28 protein-coding genes are annotated in these 26,336 nt (G+C 64.2%); 13 read left to right on the top strand and 15 right to left on the bottom strand.

The features are described 5' to 3' along the window. The first annotated feature begins 112 nt into the window (after positions 1-112). The 3 genes from dnaK to carB all read left to right on the top strand — a co-directional run bounded on the left by dnaK (position 113) and on the right by carB (position 4,522). Positions 113-2,014 (top strand): molecular chaperone DnaK, encoded by a 1,902-nt coding sequence (gene dnaK / locus KF857_05110; protein ID MBX3111370.1) that lies wholly within the window; start codon positions 113-115, stop codon positions 2,012-2,014. Positions 2,015-2,173: 159 nt separating this feature from the next. Next, entirely contained in the window at positions 2,174-2,776 is a 603-nt protein-coding gene (locus tag KF857_05105; GenBank protein MBX3111369.1) for a PEP-CTERM sorting domain-containing protein, read from the top strand. Positions 2,777-2,860: 84 nt separating this feature from the next. Then, positions 2,861-4,522: a carbamoyl-phosphate synthase large subunit gene (gene carB, locus KF857_05100; GenBank protein MBX3111368.1), complete on the top strand. Its 1,662-nt coding sequence runs from the start codon at positions 2,861-2,863 to the stop codon at positions 4,520-4,522. Here the strand turns inward: carB and KF857_05095 are convergent. Together KF857_05095 and KF857_05090 are read right to left on the bottom strand one after the other, a co-directional pair. Continuing rightward, positions 4,516-5,796: a hypothetical protein gene (locus KF857_05095; GenBank protein ID MBX3111367.1), complete on the bottom strand. Its 1,281-nt coding sequence runs from the start codon at positions 5,794-5,796 to the stop codon at positions 4,516-4,518. The genes carB and KF857_05095 overlap by 7 nt on opposite strands. A 3-nt stretch (positions 5,797-5,799) precedes the next feature. Further along, on the bottom strand, positions 5,800-6,303 hold the full coding sequence (locus KF857_05090; GenBank protein MBX3111366.1) for a bifunctional nuclease family protein: 504 nt from the start codon (positions 6,301-6,303) through the stop codon (positions 5,800-5,802). 203 nt (positions 6,304-6,506) lie between these two features. Between KF857_05090 and KF857_05085 the strand changes: the two genes are divergently transcribed. From KF857_05085 to KF857_05075, 3 genes are read left to right on the top strand one after another with little or no spacing between them, the layout of a single operon-like run. Continuing rightward, positions 6,507-7,121 carry a sigma-70 family RNA polymerase sigma factor gene (locus KF857_05085; protein MBX3111365.1) on the top strand — a complete coding sequence of 205 codons (615 nt, stop codon included), beginning with the start codon at positions 6,507-6,509 and terminating at the stop codon, positions 7,119-7,121. After that, a complete protein-coding gene (locus KF857_05080) occupies positions 7,118-7,924 on the top strand; it encodes a hypothetical protein (protein ID MBX3111364.1) in 807 nt (268 codons plus the stop codon). The genes KF857_05085 and KF857_05080 overlap by 4 nt, the downstream gene beginning before the upstream one ends. Beyond that, complete coding sequence (locus tag KF857_05075) at positions 7,917-8,981, top strand: PDZ domain-containing protein (protein ID MBX3111363.1); 1,065 nt, start codon at positions 7,917-7,919, stop codon at positions 8,979-8,981. The genes KF857_05080 and KF857_05075 overlap by 8 nt, the downstream gene beginning before the upstream one ends. Here KF857_05075 and recJ read toward each other — a convergent pair. Next, positions 8,963-10,687, bottom strand: a complete 1,725-nt coding sequence (recJ, locus tag KF857_05070) for a single-stranded-DNA-specific exonuclease RecJ (GenBank protein MBX3111362.1) — start codon at positions 10,685-10,687, stop codon at positions 8,963-8,965. The two genes, KF857_05075 and recJ, sit on opposite strands and share 19 nt — an antisense overlap. Positions 10,688-10,805: 118 nt before the next feature. Next, positions 10,806-12,038, bottom strand: a complete 1,233-nt coding sequence (locus KF857_05065; protein ID MBX3111361.1) for a hypothetical protein — start codon at positions 12,036-12,038, stop codon at positions 10,806-10,808. 140 nt (positions 12,039-12,178) lie between these two features. Here KF857_05065 and KF857_05060 point away from each other — a divergent pair, with 140 nt between their 5' ends. After that, positions 12,179-13,102 carry a hypothetical protein gene (locus KF857_05060; GenBank protein ID MBX3111360.1) on the top strand — a complete coding sequence of 308 codons (924 nt, stop codon included), beginning with the start codon at positions 12,179-12,181 and terminating at the stop codon, positions 13,100-13,102. A gap of 11 nt (positions 13,103-13,113) precedes the next feature. Here the strand turns inward: KF857_05060 and KF857_05055 are convergent, their stop codons facing one another. Then, positions 13,114-13,932 carry a hypothetical protein gene (locus tag KF857_05055; GenBank protein MBX3111359.1) on the bottom strand — a complete coding sequence of 273 codons (819 nt, stop codon included), beginning with the start codon at positions 13,930-13,932 and terminating at the stop codon, positions 13,114-13,116. A 146-nt stretch (positions 13,933-14,078) separates the two neighbouring features. On the opposite strand from KF857_05055, the gene KF857_05050 reads away from it, so the two are divergent. Beyond that, positions 14,079-15,107 (top strand): isocitrate/isopropylmalate dehydrogenase family protein, encoded by a 1,029-nt coding sequence (locus KF857_05050; GenBank protein MBX3111358.1) that lies wholly within the window; start codon positions 14,079-14,081, stop codon positions 15,105-15,107. Then, positions 15,100-15,975: a dTDP-4-dehydrorhamnose reductase gene (rfbD, locus tag KF857_05045; protein MBX3111357.1), complete on the top strand. Its 876-nt coding sequence runs from the start codon at positions 15,100-15,102 to the stop codon at positions 15,973-15,975. The genes KF857_05050 and rfbD overlap by 8 nt, the downstream gene beginning before the upstream one ends. A gap of 63 nt (positions 15,976-16,038) precedes the next feature. Here rfbD and KF857_05040 read toward each other — a convergent pair whose 3' ends face one another. From KF857_05040 to KF857_05010, 7 genes are all read right to left on the bottom strand, one after another. Next, positions 16,039-16,629, bottom strand: coding sequence for a hypothetical protein (locus KF857_05040; protein MBX3111356.1), 591 nt, complete (start codon positions 16,627-16,629; stop codon positions 16,039-16,041). Positions 16,630-16,661: 32 nt separating this feature from the next. After that, complete coding sequence (gene uppS, locus KF857_05035) at positions 16,662-17,405, bottom strand: di-trans,poly-cis-decaprenylcistransferase (protein MBX3111355.1); 744 nt, start codon at positions 17,403-17,405, stop codon at positions 16,662-16,664. Between the two features lie 41 nt (positions 17,406-17,446). After that, a complete protein-coding gene (frr, locus tag KF857_05030; GenBank protein MBX3111354.1) occupies positions 17,447-18,001 on the bottom strand; it encodes a ribosome recycling factor in 555 nt (184 codons plus the stop codon). A gap of 3 nt (positions 18,002-18,004) precedes the next feature. After that, entirely contained in the window at positions 18,005-18,733 is a 729-nt protein-coding gene (gene pyrH / locus KF857_05025; protein ID MBX3111353.1) for a UMP kinase, read from the bottom strand. Positions 18,734-18,740: 7 nt separating this feature from the next. Then, a complete protein-coding gene (gene tsf, locus KF857_05020; GenBank protein MBX3111352.1) occupies positions 18,741-19,592 on the bottom strand; it encodes a translation elongation factor Ts in 852 nt (283 codons plus the stop codon). A gap of 8 nt (positions 19,593-19,600) precedes the next feature. Continuing rightward, positions 19,601-20,500, bottom strand: a complete 900-nt coding sequence (rpsB, locus tag KF857_05015) for a 30S ribosomal protein S2 (GenBank protein MBX3111351.1) — start codon at positions 20,498-20,500, stop codon at positions 19,601-19,603. 135 nt (positions 20,501-20,635) lie between these two features. Then, complete coding sequence (locus tag KF857_05010) at positions 20,636-21,322, bottom strand: helix-turn-helix domain-containing protein (protein ID MBX3111350.1); 687 nt, start codon at positions 21,320-21,322, stop codon at positions 20,636-20,638. A 275-nt stretch (positions 21,323-21,597) separates the two neighbouring features. Between KF857_05010 and KF857_05005 the strand changes: the two genes are divergently transcribed. Continuing rightward, entirely contained in the window at positions 21,598-22,389 is a 792-nt protein-coding gene (locus tag KF857_05005; protein ID MBX3111349.1) for a phytanoyl-CoA dioxygenase family protein, read from the top strand. Between the two features lie 3 nt (positions 22,390-22,392). On the opposite strand, the gene KF857_05000 is transcribed toward KF857_05005, so the two are convergent. Together KF857_05000 and aat are read right to left on the bottom strand one after the other, a co-directional pair. Further along, on the bottom strand, positions 22,393-22,596 hold the full coding sequence (locus KF857_05000) for a hypothetical protein (GenBank protein MBX3111348.1): 204 nt from the start codon (positions 22,594-22,596) through the stop codon (positions 22,393-22,395). 81 nt (positions 22,597-22,677) lie between these two features. Next, entirely contained in the window at positions 22,678-23,289 is a 612-nt protein-coding gene (gene aat, locus KF857_04995; GenBank protein MBX3111347.1) for a leucyl/phenylalanyl-tRNA--protein transferase, read from the bottom strand. Between the two features lie 35 nt (positions 23,290-23,324). Here aat and KF857_04990 point away from each other — a divergent pair, with 35 nt between their 5' ends. Beyond that, positions 23,325-23,741 (top strand): hypothetical protein, encoded by a 417-nt coding sequence (locus KF857_04990; GenBank protein MBX3111346.1) that lies wholly within the window; start codon positions 23,325-23,327, stop codon positions 23,739-23,741. Between the two features lie 15 nt (positions 23,742-23,756). Here KF857_04990 and KF857_04985 read toward each other — a convergent pair whose 3' ends face one another. Further along, positions 23,757-24,911, bottom strand: coding sequence for an aminotransferase class I/II-fold pyridoxal phosphate-dependent enzyme (locus KF857_04985; protein MBX3111345.1), 1,155 nt, complete (start codon positions 24,909-24,911; stop codon positions 23,757-23,759). 95 nt (positions 24,912-25,006) lie between these two features. Here KF857_04985 and rpoZ point away from each other — a divergent pair, with 95 nt between their 5' ends. Both rpoZ and KF857_04975 read left to right on the top strand, forming a co-directional pair. Next, complete coding sequence (rpoZ, locus tag KF857_04980) at positions 25,007-25,543, top strand: DNA-directed RNA polymerase subunit omega (protein MBX3111344.1); 537 nt, start codon at positions 25,007-25,009, stop codon at positions 25,541-25,543. A gap of 6 nt (positions 25,544-25,549) precedes the next feature. Continuing rightward, a partial coding sequence (locus KF857_04975) for a J domain-containing protein (protein ID MBX3111343.1) occupies positions 25,550-26,336 on the top strand: 787 nt, incomplete at its 3' end.

The following is a 26,336-nucleotide window of genomic DNA, read 5'->3' as shown; positions in this document are numbered from 1 at the left end:
GTCCCGGCCCGTGCAACGCGACGGGTAGAATCGGCGTTACCTTAGTCTAAGAGACTCAAGCCACTTGCTAATCAGAGTGGCCGGGTGAATCTGAGGAGCCAAGAAAGACACCATGGGACGCGTTGTAGGAATTGACTTGGGCACCACCAACAGTGTGGTCGCCGTGATGGAAGGTGGCGAGCCCACCGTCATCTCGACCGCCGAGGGGACTCGGACATTGCCGAGCGTGGTCGGTTTCCGGGCTAACGGCGAACGTCTTGTCGGCGTCACCGCCAAGCGTCAGGCCGTCACCAATCCGGGCAACACCATCGCCAGCATCAAGCGCTTTATGGGCCACAAGCTGGACGAAGTCCAGGACGAGGCCAAGAAGGTCAGCTACAAGGTCATCAAGGACAAGCGCGGCAACGCGGCCGTCCATGTGCCTGCTGTCGACAAAGACTTCACGCCGGAGGAGATCTCCGCGATGATCTTGCAGAAGTTGAGGGCAGACGCCGAGGCCTATTTGGGAGACACCGTCGACCAAGCGGTCATCACCGTCCCGGCCTATTTCAACGACAGCCAGCGCACCGCGACAAAGAACGCGGGTGAGATCGCCGGCCTGAAGGTACTGAGGATCATCAACGAGCCGACCGCGGCGTCGCTGGCTTACGGGCTGGACAAGAAGACCAACGAGACGATCCTGGTCTTCGACTTGGGCGGTGGCACGTTCGACGTATCGATCCTTGACGTCGGGGACGGCGTCTTTGAGGTCAAGTCGACCGCCGGCGACAGCCACTTGGGCGGTGACGACTTCGACCAAAAGATCGTGGACTGGCTCGCCACCGAGTTCATGAAGCAGCACGGCAACGACCTGCGCAAGGACAGCAAGGCGTTGCAACGCCTGCGGGAAGCCGCCGAGAAGGCAAAGATCGAACTCAGCAGCGCGGTCAGCACGGACATCAACCTGCCGTTTATCACCGCGATCGACAACGAGCCCGTGCACCTGGAGATGAACCTGACCCGGGCCAAGTTCGAGGATCTGTGCCGCGACCTCCTGGAGCGGATCAAGGGGCCGGTGTCCCGGTCGCTGGACGACGCAAAGATCGACCTCAAGAACATCAACGAGGTCATCCTCGTCGGCGGGTCGAGCCGCATGCCGATGGTCCAGGAGCTCGTCCAAAAGATGACGGGTAAGGAGCCCAACAAGAGCGTGAACCCGGACGAGGTCGTCGCGGTGGGGGCGGCCATCCAGGCCGGTGTCCTCGGAGGCGACGTGCGCGACATCCTTCTGCTCGACGTGACCCCGCTGAGCTTGGGCGTCGAGACGCAGGGCGGCATCTTTGACCGGCTGATCGAGCGCAACACGACGATCCCGACGAAGAAGAGCCGCATCTACACCACCGCGGCCGACAACCAGACCGAGGTGACGATCCACATCCTGCAGGGCGAACGCCCGCTCGCGAAGGACAACAAGTCGCTGGGCCAGTTCAATCTGAGCGGTATCCCGCCCGCCCCCGCCCGGGTGCCTCAGGTCGAGGTAACGCTGGACATTGACGCCAACGGCATCCTCAACGTGACCGCGCAGGACAAGGCGACCGGAGCGGTGCAGAAGATTACGATCACCGGCTCGGGCAACCTGGGCAAGGACGAGATCGAGCGCATGGTCAAGGAAGCAGAGGCCAACTCGGACATCGACAACCGGGCTCGAGAGGCCGCTGAGTTGAAGAACGAGTGCGACAAGTTGGTGGGCGAGACGGAGCGGACGCTCAAGTCACTCGGGGACAAGGTCAGCGAGACCGACCGCGCCCGCATCGAAGAAAAGGTGCAGGACTTGAAGCAGGCGGTCGAACGGCAGGACGCCGACGGCATGAAGACGGCCAAGGACGCCCTGGAGACCGAGTTCCACGAGATCTCGAAGAAGCTCTATGAGTCCAGCGCCGCCGAGGGCCAGGCCGAGGACAAGGTCGAGGCAGGGGTCGGCGCCGGTGCGAAGGGCGAGGACGTCATCGACGCGGAGTTCAAAGAAGAGAAGTGACCGGCACTTGCTAGGTTGCGCGACATGGCCAGCAGAAATGCTGGTCATGTTTGCAATCATGCAGGTCCCGCCGTCGCCAAGCAGTCCGTGAGTGTATAACGTGAGTCGGGAGAGGAAGCCGTGTCACGGACACGGCTTATGCTTTTCGCTGAGGAACATATGAGGAACATCCTGTTGATTGCCGCGGCCGTCAGCATTGCGGCCGTGTCGTCTGCCACCACGCTGACCCTGAGAGCCAACGCCGACGACTTTCTGACCGCTTATCTGTCCACCGACGACTCGGTGGCCGGGACGGCTTTTTTGACGAAAGAGGACTCCACCTGGCAAACTGGCCCCGTCCAGCAGTCGGTGACCTTGGTCGACGGCGTGACGAATTACCTGCACATCAGGGCGCGAGACTCTTTTGGGGCCCCGTCGATGCTCGTGGGCGAGGCGTCTATCGACAACAATGACTTCTGGTTTGGCAATCTGACCCAGAACCTTCTGACGAACACGACGGACTGGACGGCAAGCCTGACCGGCTTCGGCGTGAACGACCTGTCGCCTGTCGACGTCGGTGCGAACGGGTCGGGCCCGTGGGGTGCCACGGGTGGGGCCGGGATCGACGCCGCCGCACGCCTTATCTGGACCACTCCATTGGGGCAGCAACCGGGCGGAGACACCGGATACTACACGGCTGTGATCCACACGGACGCGGTCCCCGAGCCGGTCAGCCTTTTGGGCCTCGCTGCGGCCGGCTTCTTGGCCCGTCGTCGCCGCTAGGGACAAGGAGATGTGGCCCGTGCGGCGCACGGGCCACAGTGCCTGAGCCAGGCCGGACGCGATGGTATAACCGCTCCGACCTCCATGAAGCCCACCGTCCTCGTGCTCGGATCGGGGCCGATCCGCATCGGCCAGGGCATCGAGTTTGATTACTCCTGTGTCCACTGTGTCTGGGCGCTCCGCGAGACCGGGTACCGGGCCGTCATCCTCAACAACAACCCCGAAACGGTCAGCACCGACTTTGACACTGGCGACGGCCTCTATTTCGAGCCGGTGACCCTGGACGACGTCCTTCGGATCGTCAAGCACGAAGACCCCGTGGGAGTCGTCGTGCAGTTTGGCGGGCAGACCGCCATCAACCTCGCCGACAAACTTCAGGCCGCGGGAGTCCGCGTGTTGGGGACGAGCCCCGAAGCGATCGCCGCCGCAGAAGACCGCGACCAGTTCGAGTCGCTCCTCACCAGGCTGGACATTCCGAAGCCGCCGGGCCGCGCGGTCCGGAGCCTACAAGAAGCCCAGGAGGTCGCCAAGGAAGTCGGCTACCCCGTCCTCGTCCGACCCAGCTTTGTCCTTGGCGGCCGGGCGATGGAGATCGTCCACAGTGAGGACCACCTGCAAGGCTTTTACCGGGAGGCGGAAGACGCCAACCCCGGCCAGCCTGTGCTGGTCGACAAGTACTTCACCGGCACAGAGGCGGAGGTCGATGTCATCAGCGACGGGGAAGAGACCTTCTTGCCTGGGATCATGGAGCACATCGAGCGGGCCGGCGTCCACAGCGGCGACTCCATGGCCGTCTACCCCCCCGTCAGGCTCAGCGGGGACGTCCAGGCACAGATCGTCCTCAGCGCCTGCCGGATCGCCCGCGAGTTGGGCGTGAAGGGGATCATGAACATCCAGTTCGTCGTCGTCGATGAAGTGGCCTACGTCCTTGAGGTCAACCCTCGGGCCAGCCGGACCGTCCCGTACCTCAGCAAGGTCACCGGGGTTCCCCTGGTGAAACTGGCCACCCGCTGCATGATGGGCGAGTCCCTGCGGTCGATGGGCTATGAGAGCGGCCTCTGGACGCGCCTTCCGGGGCCCGGCGACGGCACCCGGCTGGGTTGCACCGCCGCTGGCGTCGTCCAGAGCGAGAAGGCGGTGGCCGAGAGAGGTGTCGAGACGCCGGAACCACCGTTGTACGCTGTCAAGGCCCCCGTCTTCAGCTTCCAAAAGCTTGCTCGGGTCGAGCCGAGCCTCGGGCCGGAGATGAAGTCCACCGGCGAGGTTTTGGGCGTCGACCGCACCTTTGAGGCCGCGCTCTACAAGGCGCTGGTGGCCAGCGGCATTGTCTTCAAACCCAAGGGCCAGGTCATCATCACCGTCGACGACCCCGACAAGGACGCCGCCACCGCCATCGCCCGCGAACTACACAGCCGGGGCTACAAAATCGCCGCGACGCCGGGCACGGCCCGGCAGATCGCCGCCGCGGGCGTACCGGTCGAGAAGCTGAACAAGATCCAAGACGGCTCGCCGACATTGCTGGAGCGCCTCTTCGAGGGAGAGGTCAGCCTGATGATCAACACTCCGGGGCCGGGACAGAAGGCGGGGTCAGACGCCGCGCGGATCCGTCGGGCCTGCATCGAGACCGGCGTGACTTGCGTCACGAGCATCGACACCGCCGTGGCCCTCGCCCGGGCGTTGCCCGTGTTCGAGGACCCGGGCAAGGCTCTGTGCCTGTCGATCACCGAATATGTCCGAGGTCAATGAGGCCTTGGTTCGGGCGTAGTCAGGGCCACATAGACCAGACCTGCCGACGACGCGTACCGGGCGTTCACATACTTGCCCGTGGCGGGGTCGCACCACTCGAACGGGGCTCCCTTGGCTTTCATGGCCCGGAGGTGGGCCATGTACTCGCTCAAGAGTTGACGGGAAGCCGCCTTGTCGACGGTCGCCAACGCACGGACAAGCCAGCCGGTCGGCGTCGCCCAGTAGCCTCCGTTTTGGTACGTCCCCTTGGCGCTGGTCGCCGACTCCCAATAGTCTCCGGCCGGAAGGTGGCGCACTTGTCCCGCGGCGGTGATCTTGCCAGCCCGGTAGAGTCGGAGCAGGTGCCGGGCCACCTTGTTAGCGTCGGCCCGAGGCAAGACGCCGAGCCACAGCGCATAGGCTGAGCCCCAGATGTCGTCTTGGGCACCAGTCCCCGTGGCCGAGACCAACTTGGCCTCGTCGGGCTTCAACGGGACCAGGAACGTCTTGCGGATGCTAGAGGAGATCTTCTTGGTGACGGCGGCGAAGTCGTGAGACCGATGCGAACCCGTTCGGGCGAGTTCTCGGGCGGCCTGCCATCGGAGCAGGGAGGGAAACAGGCAAAGCCCGGTCTTGCGCACACTGTCGCAGAAACCCCAGTCCACCCGGGTGAGGACGGGGTCACAGACGACGAGGCCGGTCGGACGGTCGACCTTGACCGAGTCAAAGGCCGCTTCGGCCCAACTGAGCACCGACATCGACTCGTCGCCGCACCGGACACTCGAAAGCAGAAACTTGTCATTTCCGGCCAAACGCCTTTGCTCGGCGACCATGGCGACGAAGTAGAAGGCGTCATCCGCCGGAGGCAACTTGCCAAATGCTCCGACACCCTGGTCGGTATAGGCCCCCGGATACCAGCAGGCTTCGCCTTTCAGGGTGATGTGGTCGGGTACCGAATACGGTGGGACGACCATGCCGTTGGGAAACTGGAGCGATTTTGACCCTGTCCCGGCGGCCACGACGACCTTGATCCAGCCCTCGACCTCCTTCGCCGAGACGAAGTCGGCGCCGAGCATCATGGCGGCGTCACGGACCCAGAAAGCGGGGTAGTAGCTTTGCGTCCCGCCGGGGACTCTCAAATCGTGACCTGTGGTGTTGGTCGGCCCGCCCGGAATGGAGGAGCCTGCCCGGACAAGAGACTCATTCAGGACTGTCTGGGCCAGGGAGTGAAGTTCCCTGAGGTCGGCTGCCGGTAGCGCTTGCCCGACGGCCGTGGCGACGAGGGCCGTCAACACGGCCTAGTTCCCGCTTTGCTCAAGGATCCCGTCGGCGACGAAGACGGGGGCGTCCGACCGGACGGCCAGGGCGATCGCGTCGGAGGGCCGGCTGTCGATCACGATGTCCTCGCCATTGACCAACATATGGACTTTGGCGTAGTAGGTGTTGCCCCACAGATCGTCGATGACGACCTTTTCGACCTTGACGTCCAACTTGTCGAGGATGTTCTTGATCAAGTCGTGGGTCATCGGCCGGTCAGGCGTGTGCCCTTCTAGGGGCAGGGTGATCGCGGCCGCTTCGTATTGGCCGATCAGGATCGGGAGTTGTCGTTCGCCGTCGGTGAGAAGGACGTAGCGGTGGATGCTCTGGTTGGTCTCGGCGGCGAACACCGCCTGGACCTGGCACAGGATGGGGACAGTGGAACCGACAAACGCCTCACCTTCGGTGACCGGTTCGGCGCCATAAGGGAAGAAGGCCGGCGGGGTCTCCAAATCATCCGGTTCGCCCGGTCGCTCGTCCGCCATACAGGTTCAAGATACCATGGGTTTGGGCGAAGTGGCCGGTGGACTTGAGGCAATTGGACCGCGGGCCGGTGAAGACTGCCAGTTTGTCGGTGCCGGGCGCGAAACGTGGTCCCGCCACAGGAAACGCGGGGAATGCCGGGGCGTCCGATCCGTGTAACATGGATACGAGGCACGCCCTACGGCTTGACCTCCCACTGGTGGGTGTGAAAAGCGTGTTGCTTCCGGCCTACGCCGACAAAGACTCCGACGAGGCCCTGGTGGCCCGTGCTCGGAACGGCGAGTTCGGGGCGTTCGAACAGTTGTTCGAGCGCCATCGCAACCTGGTCTATCGGTTTGCCTATCAGATGGCAAACCGCCGGGACGACGCGGAAGACATCGTCCAAGACGTCTTTGTCCGGGCCTACCAGAACCTCCACCGTTACCGGGACGAGGCCAAGTTCACGACTTGGTTGTTGCGGATCGCCACGAACCTGGGCACTGACCGGGCACGGATGCACAACCGACGCACCCAGTTGGAACAACAAGAGGCCGCGGGCGCCCTGACCTGGATGACGGTCGGCACCTCGACTCTCGACGACCCCGTGGACAGTTTAGAGCGCGACCGAAGGGCCACCGCCCTCCGCCAGGGCATCGAGGCCCTGCCGGAGCACCACCGCAATGTGATCGTCATGCGTGACATCCAAGAACTCGACTACGACACGATCTCCCAGATTCTGGGTTGCACGGTGGGAGGCGCCAAACTCCGCGTCCTCCGCGCCCGCCGCGCCCTCCGCGACCGCGTCGCCCCGCTTTTGGGCGACCAACAGGTGACGAAGTGAACCAACGAGACCACGACATGATCGTCCGGGCCGCCTTCGGCGAGGCCGAACGCGGTGAGCAGGCCTTCGTCGACGAAATGGTACGCCGTGACCCGGCGGCCAAGGCGCTCTTCGATGAGTTCGCCGCGATGAGGACGGGCCTGAGAGGACTGGACGACGTCCCGGCCTGCCAGCTCTCTACCGACCGTTTGCGGCAGGCGATCTTGGCCCAAGGGGTCAAGCCAGGCCGGACGAGCGTGCCCTTCCGCCTGACCTGGGGTCATGGCCTGGCCGCCGCGGCGTGCCTCACCGTCGGCATGGTCTTCCTGCGGCAACCTGCCGCCGACCAGGTCCGCGTCGCGTCCGACGTCACTCCTCCAGCCGCGACTTCCGCAAAGAAAGCGGAACAAAGCCAACCAGTGGCGACGGCCCCCTTGGCCACCGCGCCTAAGCGGCCCGAGTTGCTGGCCGACTCGGCACCGGTCGAGCATCCTGCCGCCGTCAACGGCCTGATGGACCGGGCCGTGCCCAAGCCGTCCCATCGGCGGGTCCGCACGTCTCGTCCGACTGGCCAAGCCATCGCCGCCCCGCCCTTTGAAGCGGGGCTGTCCAAGGACGCCCTGGCTCCGACCACGATGAGCCTTAAGGCAGAGGGCAGCGGCGAAGAGACCGACGCCCGCCCCACCGTGGCCGACGCGACGGTTTACGACGCCTCGGTGCCCGAAGGCCCGGTTGTGATCGTCCAGCCCCAGACCGACCCCCGCACCGGTGCGGCCCTTGCCGTCGAGAGCGACCATGCCAGTGATATCGTCTTTGGTGGTTAGCCTTGCGGTCCTGGCGGACAGCCAGGCCCGTTCGAAGGCGGAACTCCGTGTCCAGCGCCCGGCGTGGACAAAGGTCTCCACGACGCTCGCCGTGCTCAAGGACTCCCACGGGGCCGGGCTCGGCTTTGCCGTGCTCATCGGGAAGGACGGCACGTTCATCGCCAGTCGCAACGCGGTCCAGTCCAAGACGATGGACGCCACGATTTCCGGGCCGACCCAGGTGAAGCTCCAGGTCGTCGCCGAGGACCCCGTGACCAACCTTGCATTGCTCAAGGCGGAAAACTGGGACGGCGACGGCCGCGCTCCGGCGTCGGTCGTCGACCACGAGGTCGGACCGGACGAGATTCTGCTGGCCGCCTCGGCCAGTGGCCCGGTGACGGGGCAGATGACGAACAACCGTCGTCCCGGCGTGTTGGCCAACTCTCAGTTTGTCCCGCTCTACGAGATGCGGCTGGAATCGACCGCCGAGCTCATCGGCGGTGCCGTCGTCTTCACCCAGTCGGGCGAGTTAGTCGGCGTCCTTAGCGCGACCCAGGGAGCCCCGACGGTCCAGTTCGGCGTCGGCCTGGGGCCGCGGGGCGGCGGTGGCTTTGGCGGTGCCGGTGCGCCGCCGGCGGCCAAGACTTCTGCGCCGACCCCGGGTCGGCCGTTGACCGTTTCGCCCGAGGCGTATCAGAAGTTGCTCCAGAACTTCGGCCCTCAGGGCCTGACCGTGGGCTACGTGCTGGGGCCGAAGGTGCTCAAGCGGGTCATCACCGGCCTTTCCTCCGACGACCACCTTGTGAAGCACCCCTATATCGGGGTGGAGTTCCGGGAGGTGGTGAAGGGCAAGGTGACTTTGACGTTGGTCAAGCCGGACGGCGGCGCGGCCCGGGCCGGGCTCGCCAGCGGCGACACTGTGCTCAAGGTCGGCGATGTGCCTGTCCAGTCGGGCGCCCACTTCGCGTCAATGCTCTTCGAGCAGGAGCCGGGAAGCACGATGAGGCTCACCCTGAAGCGAGGGACCATGGTCAAGTCGGTCGACGTGGTCGTCGGTGTTCAGCCGGCGGGCCGGTGATCCACGACCGTCCAGCGGAACTCTGACGTCCCGTTGTAGGTGGAGACTTCCATCTTGACGAGGACGTCGAGGCGGTCTCCGACCTTGGCGCCCTGCAACGATTCGCCGATCCCGAAGGCCATGGCCTTGCGCCTCTTGCCGTTCTGGGCCAGGGTCAAAATGACATGCTCCGGCTTGCGGGTCGGACGGATTCCGGCCACCTCCACGTCTTTGACCAGCCAGAGCGGTTCTGGGTTGGCGTTGCCGAACGGCTCCAATTGGGCGGCCTGGGCATAGCCGGCCGGGCCGGCCTCCTCCATCGTCGCTTCGGCGTCGTAGTGGACGGTCGGCAACAAGTCTTCGGGTCGGAGGATAGACGTCGCGTGGGACGCGACCGCCCCCGCGAACTCGGGGATCCGGTCGGCGGCAATGCTCAGGCCCGCCGCCATCGCGTGGCCCCCACCCCCCAAGAGCATGGGCATGTGGACGTCGATCGAGTCCTTCAGGTGGTAGCCCTCGATGGACCTGGCCGAGCCTCGGCCCTTACCGTCCTGGCCGACGGCGATGACAAAGGTGGGTCGACGGTAACGCTCGACAAGCTTGCCGGCCACAATGCCAACGACACCTGGATGCCACGCTTGGCCGCTGACGACAAGGGCGCCGGGCAAGCCTTCCATGGCCTCGACCTGTTCGATGGCCTCGACAAGCACGGCGTCCTGTTGCCCTCGGCGGTCCAAGTTGGCCTGGTCGAGCATTTGGGCGAGTGACTCCGCCTCTTGGGTGTCGTCGGTGAGGAGGAGGTCAAGGGCCCAACAGGCGTCGTCGATCCGGCCCACCGCGTTGATCCGGGGGCCGATTTGAAAGCCGATGTGCCGGGCCGTGAGGGGTTCATGCGGGGGAAGCCCGATGACCTTGAGCAGCGCCTGGACGCCCTTCTTTCGGCTGTCGCGAAGTTCGGGGAGGCCCAAAGCGGTGATCACGCGGTTTTCGTCGACCAGCGGCATGACGTCGGCCACCGTGCCCATGACGGCCAGGTCAAGGTAGGCGCGGAGGTAATGCCGCCGATTGATCCCCAGCTCGTCGGAGAGGCCGAGGCACAGCTTGAACGCCACGCCGACGCCGCTGATCTCCGGGAAAGGGTAGCGCGATTCGGGGCGGTGGGGGTTCACGACCGCGACGGCCTCAGGCAACCGGTCGCCCAACTCGTGATGGTCGGTGACGACGGCGCGCATACCCGCCTCGTTGACCGCTTTGATCTGGTCGTGGGCCTGAATCCCGCAGTCGCATGTGAGGAACAGCTGCGACCCTTGGTCCTTGGCCCACTGGACGGCGTCCAAGTGGATGCCGTACCCCTCTTTCATGCGGTGGGGCACATGGGGGACGACGTCCATGCCGAGCTTCTTCAGGAACCTGGTGAGCAGGGCCGCACTGGTGACCCCGTCCACGTCGTAGTCCCCATGGACGTAGATCCGCTCGCCGCGCTCTTTGGCCCCCAGGATCTCCTTGACGGCCAGGTCATAGTCGGGCAAGAGCCGCGGGTCATGGAACTGGTCGACCGTCGGGTTGAGGAACCGGTGGGCGTCGGCTGGGTCGGTCAACCCTCGGCCCGCGAGGATCCGGGCCACGATGTCGGGGATGCCGAGTTCCTGGACGAGGCGCTGGGCGGCGGCAGGGTCGACCGGCGTCCCGCGCCACACCGCGCCTGTCGCTGACAACCGTTCGTCCACTGTCACCGTGCCAGCATACGCCACTCGGCTACGTCCGCAGACAAGAAGTCACGGGTGACAAGCCACCGGCCCGCACCGATGATGGTGCAGGCCGGCGTGGTCGGAGAGAGGACGGGTCTCAAAAATGGTCGGTACGGAACGACACGACCCGGTAGCCGTCGCGGGTCATGCGGAAGCCGTAGCTGTGCTCCACGACCTCGCGCCGCCCCCACGAGTCGACGTAGGTGTGCCGAGCGGTGATCGACGCCCCGTCGCGCCAACTGCGCACGTCGGTGATCTTGTAGCTGAGCGTGTGGGTCTCCTCGATCAGGTCGCGCAACATCTCGGCGAAGTCGTCACCCCGCAGGTCGTAGGTGTCGGCGTTCTCTACCTGGATCTGCACCCAGTCCCCGCGGTCGACCAGATAGGAGAACCGGTCGAAGTCCCGGCGGCGAAAGGCGTCTTCGATCCGGTCGGCCGCCACGTCAAGCCGCGAAGGTTCAAACGTGGTGTAGTAGTACGGGCGGTAGTCGTACCGCAGGCCCCAACCGAAGTTGAACACCACGGACACGGTCGGCCGGCACCGCGACACGGCGACGTAGGCAGGTAGGTGGGGGTACCAGTACCAGGGGGACGGCGCACAGCGGTCGCTGAAGTCGTACACGTAGTACGGGTAGCAGAAGTTAGAGTCCACCCAAGAGTCGTTGTAATGGTGGTATCCGCTCCGGTAGGGCACCGTCCGGACGGTCCGGTCTTCGCGCCATGCCCGGTTAGTCACCTTGCTGTTGACGACGGTCGGGGGAGGGGTCAGCGGTCGCCGCCGTGCGGTGCGGTCGACCGGCATGTTATGGGTCGTGTTGACCCCTCGGGTGTTACCCGGTTGGTCTCCCCCCCGGCGGACGTCGGGAAGGTTGCGGACCGACCCGGAGGTCCGGTCTCGGGTCGGCGGGGGAGGCGTGTTCCGGCCCTGGCGTTGGTCGTCTTGCCGGGGCGAACCGCGTCGCTGGTCGTCGGTGCGTTGAGGCGTGCGGTCCGGCGTGCGTCCACGGCCGTCGTCGTCCCGGCGGGGCGGTGGCGGCGTGTTGCGTGACGGGGACCGGTCGCGGTCGGTGTCGTCTCGTCGAGGCGGCGGCGGGGTTTCGCGCTTTTGCTCGCGCTGGGGCGGCGGAGGGGTCTCGCGCCTCTGCTCCCGTTGGGGCGGCGGGGGCGTCTCCCTGCGTTGCTCCCTCTGCGGCGGAGGTGTGTCACGCCGTTGCTCCTGCCTGGGAGGCGTCGAACGCTGGTCTTGCTTGTTCCGACCGCGGCCGTCTTGGGCGGTCGCCAGTGACCCGAGGGCCACGGCAAGGAACGCGAGATAGAGGGTGCGCTTCATGAGAGATCGGACTCCTATGTCCAAGGGACGGGCCATGTGCCAGTCAGTTACTACCAGTCTACACGTGGTCCTGGCCTTACTTACGCAAATCTTGTGCCGCTAGATATGGGTATGGGCCGGGCGGTACGCTCAATGGCCAGATGATCGCCTCCCTTGCTTTGGTTTTGGCCGCCAAACCGGTCGCCCTTGCTTACTGTGCGCGCTACTATGCTGCAGGTGCGGCCAAGTCTTGGTTCCGCGTGTATGTTTGCGACGAGTCGGGTGGTGGTCGGAAAGTTGTCAGCACGAGCACCCGCAACGCGAGCCAAGTCATGTGGGCAGGGAGCAACCGGCTGGTTTGGATCGAAGACGCCAATGGCGACCAGCCGACCCTGTGGACGGCGACGCTGGGAACCAAGGCCAAAAAGCTGCGGACGCTGACCAGCGGTGACGTCGGCGAGCGGAAGTGGATGACGGTCGCCCCGGGGACTGCCGCCTTGACGAGCGACAACGGCACGGTCTACGTGGGGGCGGACGGCAAGGTCAGCCGAGGGCCGGCGCCGGTCGCACCGGTCAACCGACTGCTCCCGACATTCGCCGACAACGGTGAGTGGGAGTTCAAGGGGGCCGGGGACTACACCTTGGTCGCGCGGCAGACGGACGACGGCGCGAGTGTGAAGGCGGTCAGCCCCGATGGCATCTCGACGGTTTGGTCCAGCGATGAAGACCGCCTCGCCCAGCTGATGACCGCGAAGGACGGCAAGACCGCGTTCGTCCTTACCTTTTCCCACGACAGCACCACGGGGAGCCACTTCGGGTTGGTCCGTGTCGACCTGCTCACCGGCAAGTCAGCTTCGGTTTTCGAGAACGCGTCCAACGCTGACTATTGGCCCTCTCGGACGACCTTCGCATGGACGGACGGTCGCGAGCTGTCCCCGGTCGCGTCAAAGCAACTGTGGACCAACTCGCTATGGATTGCGGACTCGCAGGCAGGCTGGCGCAAGCGTGTCGTCACCGGCCCCGTCTGGGTTTTGGACGGGATGCTCAGGCCCGGGGCCAGCTTCAACAGGCCCTCGGGCGGCTGACGGGCACTCCGCTACCGCGAGTCGGCGCGGAACGAAGCGAGCCGATAACCGAGGTCGGTCATTTTCAGCCCGTAGCGGTGGACCGACGTCTTGCGCTGGCCCCAGGGGTCGACGAAGCTATGCTCCACCGTCACGCTGGCCCCGCCGTTCCACGACCGGGTGCTTTTCACCCGGTAAGAAGAGGTGCTCGTCTCGTCGAGGAGGTCGCGCATCAGGTCCTTGAAGTCTGCACCGCGCATGTCGTAGTGGTCTGCGTCGCCGACTTGGACTTGCACCAAACTGTCGGAGTCGACCAACCAGGCCATACGGTCGAAGTCATAGCCACGGAACGCCTCGCTGATCCGGTCGGCCGCACAGTCGAGCCTCCCCGCGTCGAACTTGGGAAAGTGGTGGGGTCGGTAGCGGTGACTGCTCCCTGCCCCGAAGTCAAAGAGGGGGTCATGGGAGACGCGAAGGTGGTCCGTCTCGACATAGGCCGGCATATGGGCGTAGCCATACCACGGTGACGGGGCGCAAGTGCCGTCGAAGTCGAGTGCATAGCCGTGGAACCTGAAGTGGCCGCGGTGGATGCCGTTGTCGTACTTCGATGTTCCCGAGCGGTAGGACGAGTTGCCGGCGAACGGAGCCGCTTCGCCTTTCCGGCTCATGACACAAGGCGCCCCCGTCGACTTCTTGCCCCCACGGTTCGTCGCCTCGATGTCGCCATCGTCGACCCGCGCCGCCGACGGGTTGTGGGCGTGGCTCTTGCCGTGGTCACGGTGACCCTGTTGGGCCAGGGCCATGGAGCCCATGGCCACGACGAGGAACGAGAGGGAGAGGAACCGCTTCATTGCTTGCCACTTCTGGTCGGGGCACCGCCCGGCAAGGGACGAGTTCCATGTCCAAGGGCCAGACCAACACAGGTTCAGGCAATAGCCCGAGGATAGGCGCCTTCGACACTGGGCTTGTCCCGCATAAATGCCAAAATCTGTAACACATGAGCAAGCAGCGCGTCGCGGTCATTCCCGGAGACGGCATCGGCCCCGAGATCACCCAAGCCACCATCGACATTCTCGAGGCGACCGGCTTTGAAGCGGAGTGGGTCTATCTTGAGGCCGGCCTCGGCGCGATCGAGAAGGGTAAGTCGGCGATGCCGCCGGAGACCATCGAGGCGATCCGCGACATCAAGGTCGCCTTGAAAGGCCCGACGACCACGCCCAGTGGGGGCGGACACACGAGCGCCAACGTGGCCCTGCGCAAGGCCCTCGACCTCTTTGCCAACGTCCGCCCGGCCAAGTCGCTCCCGGGGGTGCAGGGGCCGTTCGCCGACAAGAAGCTTGACCTTATCATCGTGCGGGAGAACACCGAAGACCTGTACGCCGGGATCGAATACAAACCCCATCCCGACGTCGCCCAGTCGATCAAGGTGATCACGCGCCAGGGGAGTGCGAGGCTCTTCGAATACACCTTCAAGATGGCCCGCGCCCAGGGTCGAAAACGGGTCACCGTCGTGCACAAGGCCAACATCATGAAGCTGTCCGACGGCCTTTTCCTTGAGGAGTTCTATAAGGCGGCGGAGAAGAACCCCGACATCAAGGCCGACGACATCATCGTCGACAACTGTTGCATGCAGTTGGTCACCAAGCCTGAACAGTTCGACGTGCTCGTCACGGAAAACCTTTACGGCGACATCATCAGTGACCTGTGCGCGGGTCTCGTGGGTGGCCTGGGACTGGCGCCGGGGGCCAACATCGGTTACGAATGCGCGGTCTTCGAGGCAGTGCACGGGTCAGCACCAGACATCGCCGGGAAGGGCGTCGCCAACCCGACGGCCTTGCTTCTGAGCGCGGTCATGATGCTGCGGCACCTGGGCCACCACGACCAAGCGGACCGGATCACAAACTCGGTCTTGCGCGTGTGTTCCGACGGACATTGTCTGACCGTCGACCTGGGCGGCAAGGCTTCGACCAGCGAATACGCCCGCGAGGTCGTGGAGATCAGTCGGGGCGACGACGCCGTTGCGTAGCCTTGTCCTCGGCGCGCGCGGCATGCTCGGCACCGACTTGGTCGCCGAGTGCCGTCGGTGCGCCTGGGACGTGGTCGGGCTCGACCAAGCCGACATCGACTTGACTGTCCCCGCGCAGGTCCAGAAGCTCAAAGACCGTGACTGGGGCGAGTTCGACTGGGTGTTCAACTGTGCCGCCTACACGGCGGTGGACAAGGCCGAGGAAGAGACCGCCCTGGCCCAGAGGTTGAACGGCATTGTGCCGGGCATGCTGGCCTCTCTGTTCAAAGACATCAAATGGCGGATGGTCCACATCTCGACCGATTTTGTGTTCGACGGCACCGGATCGCGTCCGTACCGGGAGGACGACCCGACCAACCCGCAGTCGGCCTACGGGAGTTCCAAACTGCTGGGCGAGCGGCTCGTGCTCAAGGAAAACCCCGACGCGTTGGTCTGCCGCACCGCCTGGCTCTATGGCCCGAACGGCAAGAGCTTCCCGCGCACGATGGCCGCCGCCTGGGCCTCGGGCAAGCCGCTGCGCGTCGTCGCCGACCAACGCGGCAGTCCGACCTGCACGATCGACCTCGCGCGCACCCTCTGTGACCTGGTCTCGATCCAGCCGTCGGGCGGCGTGTATCACACCGTCGGCCCCGAGGAGATGACCTGGCACGATTTCGCGGTGCGGTCGGTTGAGGCTTACAAACTGGCCAACGGCATCGACCGTCCCGTCGAGATCGAGCCGATCAAGACTTCTGACTGGCCGACCCCGGCCCGTCGTCCCGCCTACTCGGTCTTGGACACCACGAAAGTCGCCGCCCTTGGTGTCGGGCCGATGCGTCCGGTCGACGCCTCGTTGGCGGAGTTTTTCACCGCACTAGGGTCGCTGTGACCCGAAAACGCGAACACCCCAGGCCGACTGGCCCGGGGTGGGGAGGTGGGGAAGCGCTGGGGCTCAGCCGCCGTGGCCGTGCGACTTGTCGCCCTTCGAGGCCATGGCCATCGGCTTGACTGCCTTGCTCTCGAACTTCTTGCTCAACGTGGCAATGTCCTTGTGCAACGACAGCATGCAGTCCATGCAGCAGGCAAAGTAGCGGACGCCCTTGTAATCCACGTATCCGCCGGCCGCACCATAGGACGAAACGGCCTCGCCGCTGACGGGGCAGGTCATGACGACCTTCTCGGGCATCTTCGTGTACTTGGCGGGGTCTTTCGCGAACTCGGCTTTGTCGGTGTCGTTAGCAAAAGCGTAGCGGACGCCTTTGTAGTCCGACGTGATCTTCGGTTCATTGACCCGCATCCCGGTGACCGGGTCGAAGAGGCTGGCGCCGACCACGGTGCCCTTTTCTGCGGCGGTCTTCAGGTACTTGGCCGGGTCCTTCGAGAAGCTGGCGTCGCATCCGCCGCAACACATCGTGAACTTGATGCCTTGCCACTCGACGGCTGGGCCGCCGGCCTTGGCGGGATTGCCCGACATCACAGGACAGGTCATGGGCTTGTCGTCAACGACGAGCATTGCCGCGGCGGCGATGAAAGCAGTGATCATTTCCGTATGGCTCCGTGTCGAGGTTACCGCGGTCAGGCTTGACCTGCTAGACCGCCGAACTTCCTGACACGTTTCTGGAAATGCCGGACGGCCTCAAAGAGTTCGGCCTCGCCGAACTCGGGCCAGGTCACGTCGGTCACATGAAGCTCGGCATAGGCCGCCTGCCAGATCATGAAGTTGCTCACGCGCAGTTCGCCGGCCGTCCGCACCATCAGGTCGGGGTCGGGCACGCTGGGGTCATAGAGGTTCCTGTGGAAGGTCTCTTCGTCCAAGGCGTCGGGGTCGGCGCCGGCGGCGAGTAGCCGGCGGGCCGCGTCGACGATCTCGGCCCGGCCCCCATAATTGATCGCCAAGGTGAAAACGATCCCGGTGTTGTCTCGCGTGGACGACTCGAGTTCGTCAAACGCCTCTTGAAGGGAGGCCGGTAGTTCGTGACGTCGGCCGATGACCCTGGCCCGGACGTTGTTGGAGACCAGGTCACGAAGCTCGCGCCGGGCGGCCTCTTCAATCAGAGACATGAGCCCACTGACTTCCTGCTCTGGACGACGCCAGTTCTCGGCCGAGAAACCGTACACGGTCAAGTGGCCGATGCCGAGTTCCGCCGACAGGAGGAGGATTTTCTTGAGGGTCTTGTAGCCCTCGCGGTGGCCCCACAGGCGCATGAACCCCTTGCTGGTGGCATACCGTCCATTGCCGTCCATGATGACGGCGACGTGCACGGGCAGGCTGTCCAGGCTGATCCCGGCCTGCTGGGCACGACGTTGGACCGCGTTCATCTCTCCACCACCTTTCGGGGCGACATGCCCGGTGATGGGCGTCAAATCTCCATCAATTCGGCGTCTTTGGCCTTTTGGTGGGTGTGAGTCTCGGCGATGTACTTGTCGGTCAAGTCCTGGATCTTCTTCTCCAGGCTCTTGATGTCGTCCTCGCTGAGCTCCTTCGTCTTCAGCTTCGCTTTGCCTTGGTCGAGGGCGTGGTGGCGGACGTTGCGGATCGCGACACACCCTTCTTCGGTGCGGTGGTTGACCTGCTTGATGAGGTCTTTGCGCCTGTCCTCGGTCATCTGGGGGAAGGTCAGTCGGATGTTCACGCCGTCGTTGTTGGGCGTGATGCCTAGGTCGCTCTTCAAGATCGCCTTTTCGATCGGGCCGATCATGTTCTTTTCCCACGGCGTCAGCATGAGGACCCGTGGTTCGGGGACTGAGATGTTCGCGATTTGGTTCACGGGCGTCTCCGCCCCGTAGTACTCGACCATCACCTTCTCCAGCATCATCGGGTTCGCGCGGCCGGTTCGGATGCGCTGAAAATCATGGACCGTCGCTTCGACGGCGTGTTTCATCTTGCGTTCGGCTTCTTGCAGGATTTCGTTCACGGATCATTCTCCTTCGACGAGGGTCCCGTCGGTCTTACCTTGCACGGCCAGGGCCATGCCGCCCGGCCGCATCATGTCGAGCACGATGACGGGCAGATTGTGCTCGCGGCACATGGTGAAAGCGGTCTCGTCCATGACCTTGAGCCGCTTGCTGATCGCCTCGCCGAAGGTCAGCCGTTCATACTTCACGGCGTCGGCGTGCTTCTTGGGGTCTTTGTCATAGACGCCGTCGACTTTGGTCGCCTTCAGGACGGCTTTGGCGTCGACTTCCAGGGCGCGGAGGACGCTGGCGGTGTCGGTGGTGAAGTAAGGGTTGCCCGTGCCGCCGGCAAAGACGACGGCCCGCCCTTTCTCCATGTGCCGGATCGCCCGGCGGCGGATGAAGGATTCGGCGACCTCAGGGATGGCGATGGCGCTCTGGACCCGGCAGGGGACACCGGCCGCTTCGAGCGAACTCTGGAGGGCCAGGCCGTTCATGAGGGTGCCGAGCATGCCCATCTGGTCGGCGACCGTCCGGTCGACGCCGCCCCGCTCGCTAAAGGCCGAGCCGCGGATGAAGTTGCCCCCACCCACGACGATGGCGACCTGGACGCCCAGTTGGTGGACGGCGCGGACTTCGCCCGCGATGTAGTCCAAGGTGTCGGTCTCCAAGCCGAAGCCAGCCTTGCCGCCAAGCGCTTCGCCGCTGATCTTCAGGACGACCCGGTCGTAGGTGAGGCTGGCTTTGGCCATGGCGGGCTTAGGCGTCCCCGCCGAACTGTCCGACTTCGATCTTGACGAACTTGTCGACGGTGAGAGAGCCGCCGCCGGCCTTCGCCTCTTCGGCAACGTAGGTGCTGACGTTCTTCTTGTTGTCGGCGTAGAAGACCTGCTCCATCAAGACGCTGTGCTGATAGAACTCCTTGTTGACCCGTCCCTTGGCGATGTTCTCGGCCATCTTGGGGTCCTTGCCTTCTTCGACAGCCCGGTTCTTCTGGATCTCGATCTCTTTCTCGATCACGTCCTGCGGCACGTCCTCCTTCTTGAGGAAGGTCGGTGACAGGCCGACGACCTGGATGCCGAGCTGCTCGCCGACGGCTTGGAGGTTCTTCGAGTCGCCGTGCAGTTCGACCACCGCCGCGGTCTTGCCCGTGTGGTGGTTATAGACACCGAAGCCGCCGTCCGTGGTCGAGACCTCCGCATAGCGGAGCTGGATGTTCTCACGGATGATGTTGACGGCGTCGACAATGATCTCGTCGGCCGTCTTGCCGTCGATCACCACGTCGCCGCCTGCCTTCCCGGCGGCCAAGAAGCCACGGGCCAGCTTGTCGACCATCGTCTTGAAGTCGTCGTTCTTGGCGACGAAGTCGGTCTCGCACTCGACGACCACACCGGCGACGGACTTTCCGTCGTCGCTGGCGACGTACTTGGCGATGCCCTCGCCAGTCGCGCGACCGGCCTTCTTCTGGGCGGCGGCTTTGCCCTTCTCGCGAAGGATCTGCCGGGCCATCTCAAAATCGCCGCCGGACTCCTCGAGGGCTGCCTTGCAGTCCATCATCGGGGCGTCGGTCTCGTCACGAAGACGCTTGACGTCTGCTGCGCTGATTGCCATCTTGTCTCTCAGTCCTTCGACGGGGCCTCGGCTCCCGTTTCCGCCGGGGTTTCTACCACGGGGGCTTGGTCCTGGGCCGGGGCTTCCTCGGCGGCCTTGGCCGACTCGCTTTCGGTGAAGGACCGGAGGAACTCCTGCTCGACCTCGCCGAACGTCACGGCGCCCTCTTCTTCGCCCTCTTCTTCGCTCGTGCCTTCGGTGACCGTCCCTTCGGTCAGAGCCTCGTCAACCGGCCGGACTTCAAGGATCGCCTCCGCGAATTTCTGGACGACGAGCCGGATCGAGCGGATGGCGTCGTCATTGCCGGGGATGACGTAGTCGGCGACGTCGGGGTCGCAGTTCGTGTCGACAATGGCGACGATGGGAATGTTCAGCCGCTTGGCCTCCAGGACGGCGATCGACTCCTTGTTCAGGTCGACGACGAACATGCAGGCGGGAGCGGTGGACATGGTCCGGATGCCCTCGAAGTAGCGGCTGAGTTTGTCGCGCTCTTCAAGCCTCTTCAACCGCTCCTTTTTGGGGAGCCGGTCCAGGTAGCCGTCCTGCTCCATGCGGTCGAGGTCCTTCAGGCGGGCGATCCGCTGTTGGATGGTGTCCCAGTTGGTGAGCATGCCGCCGAGCCATCGTTCGGTGACAAAGTACTGGCCGCTGCGGGTCGCCGCTTCCTTGATCGCCGACTGGGCTTGCTTCTTGGTGCCGACGAAGAGGACGCTGCCGCCGTTCTGGACGATGCGCTGGACGTAGTTGAGCGCGTCTTCGAAAAGTTTGATCGTCTGATGGAGGTCGACGATGTAGATGCCGTTGCGAGCGCCATAGATGTAGCGCTTCATCTTGGGGTTCCACTTGCGGGTCTGGTGTCCGAAGTGGACGCCAGCCTCAAGCAGTTCTTTCATGCTGAGTTGGGGCATATGTGTTTCCTGGGTTGAGCCTCCGGCCCATGGTGTGGTTCGCCAATCTCCGACGCCGTTGTCGGACCCAGAGGCGCACCTGGGCCGTGTGTTGTGCTTTCGCGCCGGAGAGGATACCCGCCCGGCGCGCGGGGCCTACCGTATGGTCGCCCCGCGAGATTTTCGGAACCTACCGGGGCTGACCCCATGGTAGAGCTTGAATCTTCGTGAGAAATAGAACTCGTTCGCGAACCCCGTGTTCTGGGCGACTTCGGCCAAAGTCATGTCCGATTGGAGAAGGAGCCGCGCCGCGCGGGCCAATCGCTCCCGCTCGACATAGTCTTGCGGTGTCATGCCCATTTCTTGGTGGAACAGTTGGGTCAGCCGGCTCGGGGAGATGTTGACGGCCCGGGCAAGGTCGGTGACGCGGTTCGCTTGCGTCAAACTGCCCGCGACAAGGGACTTGACCGTCTCGACACGCGGGTCCGACTTGCCTCGCTCGAGGGTCGCTTGGTGTCTGCAGCGAGCAATGACGGAGTTCAAAAGCACCGTCGCAAACTGGTGGTTGTTTACGGCTGGGCTCCGCGTCAGTTCATAACATTCGGACATGTCCGATTCTGCCCGGGCCACTTCCTCGGCAGGAAGTTCGCATATGCTGGCCTTGTGCGTGGCGCCGCTCCAGTCCATGGTGATGGGATCCAGTAGACCGTCGGCAATATGCGCCCAGTACTGGTCCCAAAAGGGCTCATCCTTGGCGACGCCGTATTCGTGGGGGACGTGGGGGGGAATGAGGAACGCCTTGCCCCGGGGCAAGGGGGTCACGACGCCGCCCTCGTTGATCATGCCGCAGCCGGCAACGGAAAGGACAAATATCCACTGGCTCGAACCTGAATCGCGCCTGATCTTGTATCCTTTCTTATTGGCAGAACGCCCCGCCAAAAATCCGTCGACCAAGGGGTCGGCGATACCCTCTATGACCGCAAATCCTGAGCCTGATGGAACCACAGTTTCACCCTCGACCCCATACGGGTCGTTTGCCGCGCTCATTGGGAGGATAAACCATGTCTTATGATTTAGATCAAGTTTCTCGCACATTTTCATCAAAAGGATATGTTCTTGTGCCGGATTTGTTTGGTTTTGGCGAAGTGCAGGAGTTTCGTGACCATTTTTCGGCTATGCACGGGCGTGGCGGAGACGGCTGGGCGGAGGGAGGGGTCGACTTGACTTCCGACGACCCGTTGCGGCGGTATCCACGGCTTCTTCAGCCCCACCGAGGCGACGCGAAGTGCATGCGGTTCATGCTTGACCGCCGCTTGCGCGATGTGCTGACCGCTTGTCTCGGCGAGACGCCCTTGGCCGTGCAGACGATGGTGTACTTCAAGCCGCCCGGGGCAAAGGGGCAAGCGCTTCACCAAGACCAGAGCTATCTCCGGGCCGAACCCGGTACCTGTGCGGCGGCGTGGCTGGCCCTGGATGACTGCGACACCGAGAACGGTTGCCTCCAAGTCGTCCCCGGCACCCACGAGTTGCCGATCCTTTGCCCCAAGCGGGCCGACCCGACGGCGAGTTTCACCATCGACCAGACCCCGTTGCCGCCTGGGTTGAGACCCGAGCCGGTGCTCATGAAGGCAGGGGATGTCCTTTTCTTCAACGGATCCATTGTCCACGGGTCGGGGCCTAACCTGTCGTCCGACCGGTTTAGACGGTCACTGATCGGACATTACATCGAGGGCCGGGCCGAGAAGGTCGCGCAGTACTACTTCCCGGTCTATTCGTTTGACGGTGAGATCGTCGGCCGCCAGCCTTACGTCAGCGACGGTGGCGGGCCCTGTGGGACGTTCCGGCAGACCGACGATGGTTTGGAGATCGTCATGGACGGCACCCTGGAGTCGGCCCGGGCGGCCCACTAGCGCTCAGGCGGCTTCGTCTTCTGCGTCGACACTGACTGCGCTTTCGGCGCTTTGGTAGTCCCAGTTGTCGCAGTCCAGCCGGCGGCAGTGGACCATGCGTTGGACTGACCCGTCTTTCATTTCGACCTGGGCCATATGGGCGAAGCGGCACTCCAGGCACAAATCCGGCTCGATCAGCCTGACGACTTTGAGATTCTTACGCGCCATCCCTGCACACTTCCTGCTTGCCCCCGTCCTTGGGAGACAGTGCAATCTTCGGGGAGGGAAATACGGGGCGTCTCGCAAGAATTACCGGGATTCTTCGCAGCGGCTCCACGGAGTCTGGACGCGAAGAACGTCCCGCAGAAGGCGCATGTACTCGCGTTGGCCCATCGTCACCGCGCCGAGAGACATCAGGTGGGGGTTAGGTATCTGGGCGTCGAAGAGCACAAACCCCAGGTTTCTGCACTGGGTGACCATGTGGTGCAGGGCGACCTTGCTCGCGTCCGTACGGCGGTGGAACATCGACTCGGCGCAGAAGCAGCCGCCGACGGCCAACCCGTAAGTGCCGCCGACGAGGGTGTCGCCTTCCCACACCTCGCACGAATGCGCCCATCCCTCGTCATGGGCGTCGGTGTACAGCCTGACGACCGGTTCGGTGATCCAGTTGTCGCGGGGGCGACGGCAATTGACGACGACCTGGCCGAACGCTTGGTCGAAGGTCACCTTGAACCGGGCCTGCCGCAGCGTCCGCGCCAGCGACTTCGAGACGTGGATGCCCTCGATGGGGAAGAGGCACCGGGTGGTGGGTCGGTACCAGCCGAGTTCGTCGCTGTCCTCGGAACCCATGGGAAAGATGCCCGCGGAGTAAGCGCGGAACAGGAGGTCGGTGTCAACACATTCCCGTTCGTGCCCGTCCATCTGGTCCTCCCGGCCCGGAACTATACTTTGGGCCCATGGACGCCCAAGAACTTTGCCGGTCCCAATGCGATTCGGTCGGAGCCCAACTTGACCGTGCGTTTGCCGACTTGCCCGCCGCCGCCCGGGCCACCAAGCTCTATCCCGACGCGTTCAGCCCGGGCGAGCTGCCCGTCCACCTTGCGGAGTGTGCCGTCGCCCTAGAGACCGCGCTCGCCGGTGAGAAGTACGCATGGGGTTCCTACGTACCAACCGCCACGGACTTTGATGGTCAGATGGCCGAATACAAGGCCCTCCGGGCGAGGGCCCTGGACAAAGGGTTTGCCCTGGGCACCGACGAAGCCCTCAAGCTGGTCACCTCGTACATTGTGCTGCACGACGCCTACCATGTCGGCCAACTCTGCGCCCTCCGCACCCAGGTCGAAGGGTGGGACAGCGAGAAGATTTACGGCTAGGTTAGGCCTCGTGCTCTAGCCCAGACATCCCAGGGCATTGTCCAGGTCGGCGATCAAGTCGTCGGGGTGCTCGAGTCCGCAATACAACCGGACCAGCCAGCGGCTTTCGGGCCAGTCCATAGGTTGTTGCTGAAGGGGGACGGCCAGGCTCTCGTGACCGCCCCAACTGACCCCGATCTGGAACAGGCGGAGCTTCTCGACAAAGGCGACGACCTTAGCCTCGTCTTGGGCGGCGGGCATGAAAGTGACCAGGCCGGTCACGCCGTTGAGCTGCTTGTCCCTCAGGTCGGCCTGGGGGTAGTCGGGCAGTCCGACATAGAAGACTTCTTCGACCTCGGGCCTGGTCTGGAGGTATTTGGCGACGGTGGTCGCGGTTTCGCCGACCGCCCTGAGTCGGACGGGCAGGGTCCGAAGACCCCGGAGCACCAACCACGCAGGGAAGGGGGGCAACGTCCCGCCGAACAAGCTGATCTCGGCGTCAAGCAACGTGTTGAACCGTTTGGAGTCCGTACAAAGGGCCCCGGCGACGACGTCACTGTGCCCGCCGAGGTACTTCGTCGCGCTGTGGACGACGATGTCGATGCCTAGCCGGGCGGGTTGTTGGTAGACCGGCGACGCCCAACTGTTGTCGCAGACCGTCGATATCCCCCTGGCCTTTGCGATCGCGGCGACGGCGGCGAGGTCTTGGAGACGGAACAGCACGCTGCTTGGTGACTCCAGGTAGTAGAGGGTGGTGGCCTCGGTCGTGGCCCTCTCAAAGTCCGCCGGGTCGCGTCCGTCGACAAAGGTGACGGTGACGCCGAACCGGGGCAGGTAGTCCGTCAAAAAGATCCTGGTCGGCCCGTACACCGTGTCCACGCACACCACGTGCGACCCACTTCGGACGCAAGACATTATGGCTGCCGAAATAGCTGCCATGCCGCTGGAGAACAATCGGCAACGGTCGGTACCTTCGAGGGCGGCGATCTTCTTCTCGGCGACGTCCAGCGTCGGGTTACTGACGCGGCTGTACGTGTGCAGGTCAGGCTCGTCGGACTGAAACGATTTACGGAAGGTCTCGACGTCGTCGTAGACAAAGAGGGAAGTTTGATAGATCGGGGGGACGACGGCATGGCGGTCGTGCGTCTCTTCGGCGAGGTGCTGGATCAAGGTCTCGGGACGGTCTGCCATCGGGGTTCGAAGAGCAGTATGCGCGCGTACGCGTAGGACTTTCCCGGTCCGCCCTACCGGCTTTGCCAGTGAGAAGGTACAGTGTCAGACTGCCCATGGCCGCCCAAGAGAAGATCTTTCCCTCGCCTGACATCTTGAACGACCAGGAATACGGCAAGTTTGTCCTGGCAAACCTGGCGGCGAAGCGTGCCAAGCAACTCAAGGAGGGTGCGCCCCCATTGGTGCGGATTGATTCCAACCATCCCTTGAGCATTGCCCTTGCCGAAATCGCGGCGGGCAAGATCAAGCCGATCCTCGGTTCGGATGCCCACGCCACCGTCGAGATGGACGACGAACTGGTGGCCCTGGACAAACTCGACCTGGGCGAGATCGGGCTTCTACTCCCCGCTATCGACGAGGACGAGTCTGAGGTGCTGGCTAAGGCCGGAGGCGTGTTCGGTGACGATGACGACGAGCACGAGCACGAGCACGACGAGGATGAAACTGACGACGCCGGCGCGACCAGCTTGGTTGACTTGCTGGATGAAGACGAAGCTGAGCCAGAGGCCGTCGAAGAGGACGGCGACTTGAGCCTGGACGACCTGGCCGAGCAAGAGGAAGCCGGGCAGGGCGACGAGGAAAAAGAAGACTGACGCGGTATGGCTGTCACTGACCCGTACGCCGTGCTGGGCGTGCCCCGTGACGCCACTTCGGACCAGATTCGGACTGCCTACCGCAAGCTGGCCCGTCAGTACCACCCCGACGTCAACCGTGACGACCCCGGGGCGGAGGAGAAGTTCAAAGAGGTCAGCGAGGCCTACAGCATCCTTTCGGACGCCGACAAACGGGCCAGGTTTGACAACTACGGAGTGACCGACGACCAGCCCGGCGCAGGGTCGGCGGCGGACTTCATGTCGGGCGGCGGCTTTGCCGACATCTTCGAACAGTTCTTTGGTGCGGCGGGGGGCGGCCACCAACGCAACCGTCGTCCGGGACATCGTGATGGCGACGACCTGCGCGCCGAGACGGTCGTCACCCTCCGCGAAGTCCTCACGGGAGTCGAGCGCACCCTGCGGTACAAGCGCGAGCGAGTGTGCCGGAGTTGTGGCGGCAACGGCACGGCCGACGGCTCGGCTCCGCCGACCTGTCCGAACTGCAACGGGTCCGGCGTCGTCGTCCGAGTCGCCCAGACGCTTCTGGGGAGCATGCGGACGCAGACCACGTGCCCCACATGCCAAGGGTCCGGCCAAAAGATCAGCGACCCTTGCAAGACCTGTCACGGCAGGAAGACAGAAGTTTCGGACGCCGAAGTGTCGATCACGGTCCCCCCGGGGGTGGAGTCGGGGATGACGTTGCGGGCTTCGGGGCAGGGTAACGACGGACTGGGAGGCGGGCACACGGGCGACCTGTACGTGGTCGTCCATGTTTCGGACGACAGCCGGTTCG

Source organism: Fimbriimonadaceae bacterium (assembly GCA_019638795.1).
Lineage (GTDB): Bacteria > Armatimonadota > Fimbriimonadia > Fimbriimonadales > Fimbriimonadaceae > JAHBTB01.
This window is presented reverse-complemented; position numbering and strand designations above follow the sequence as displayed.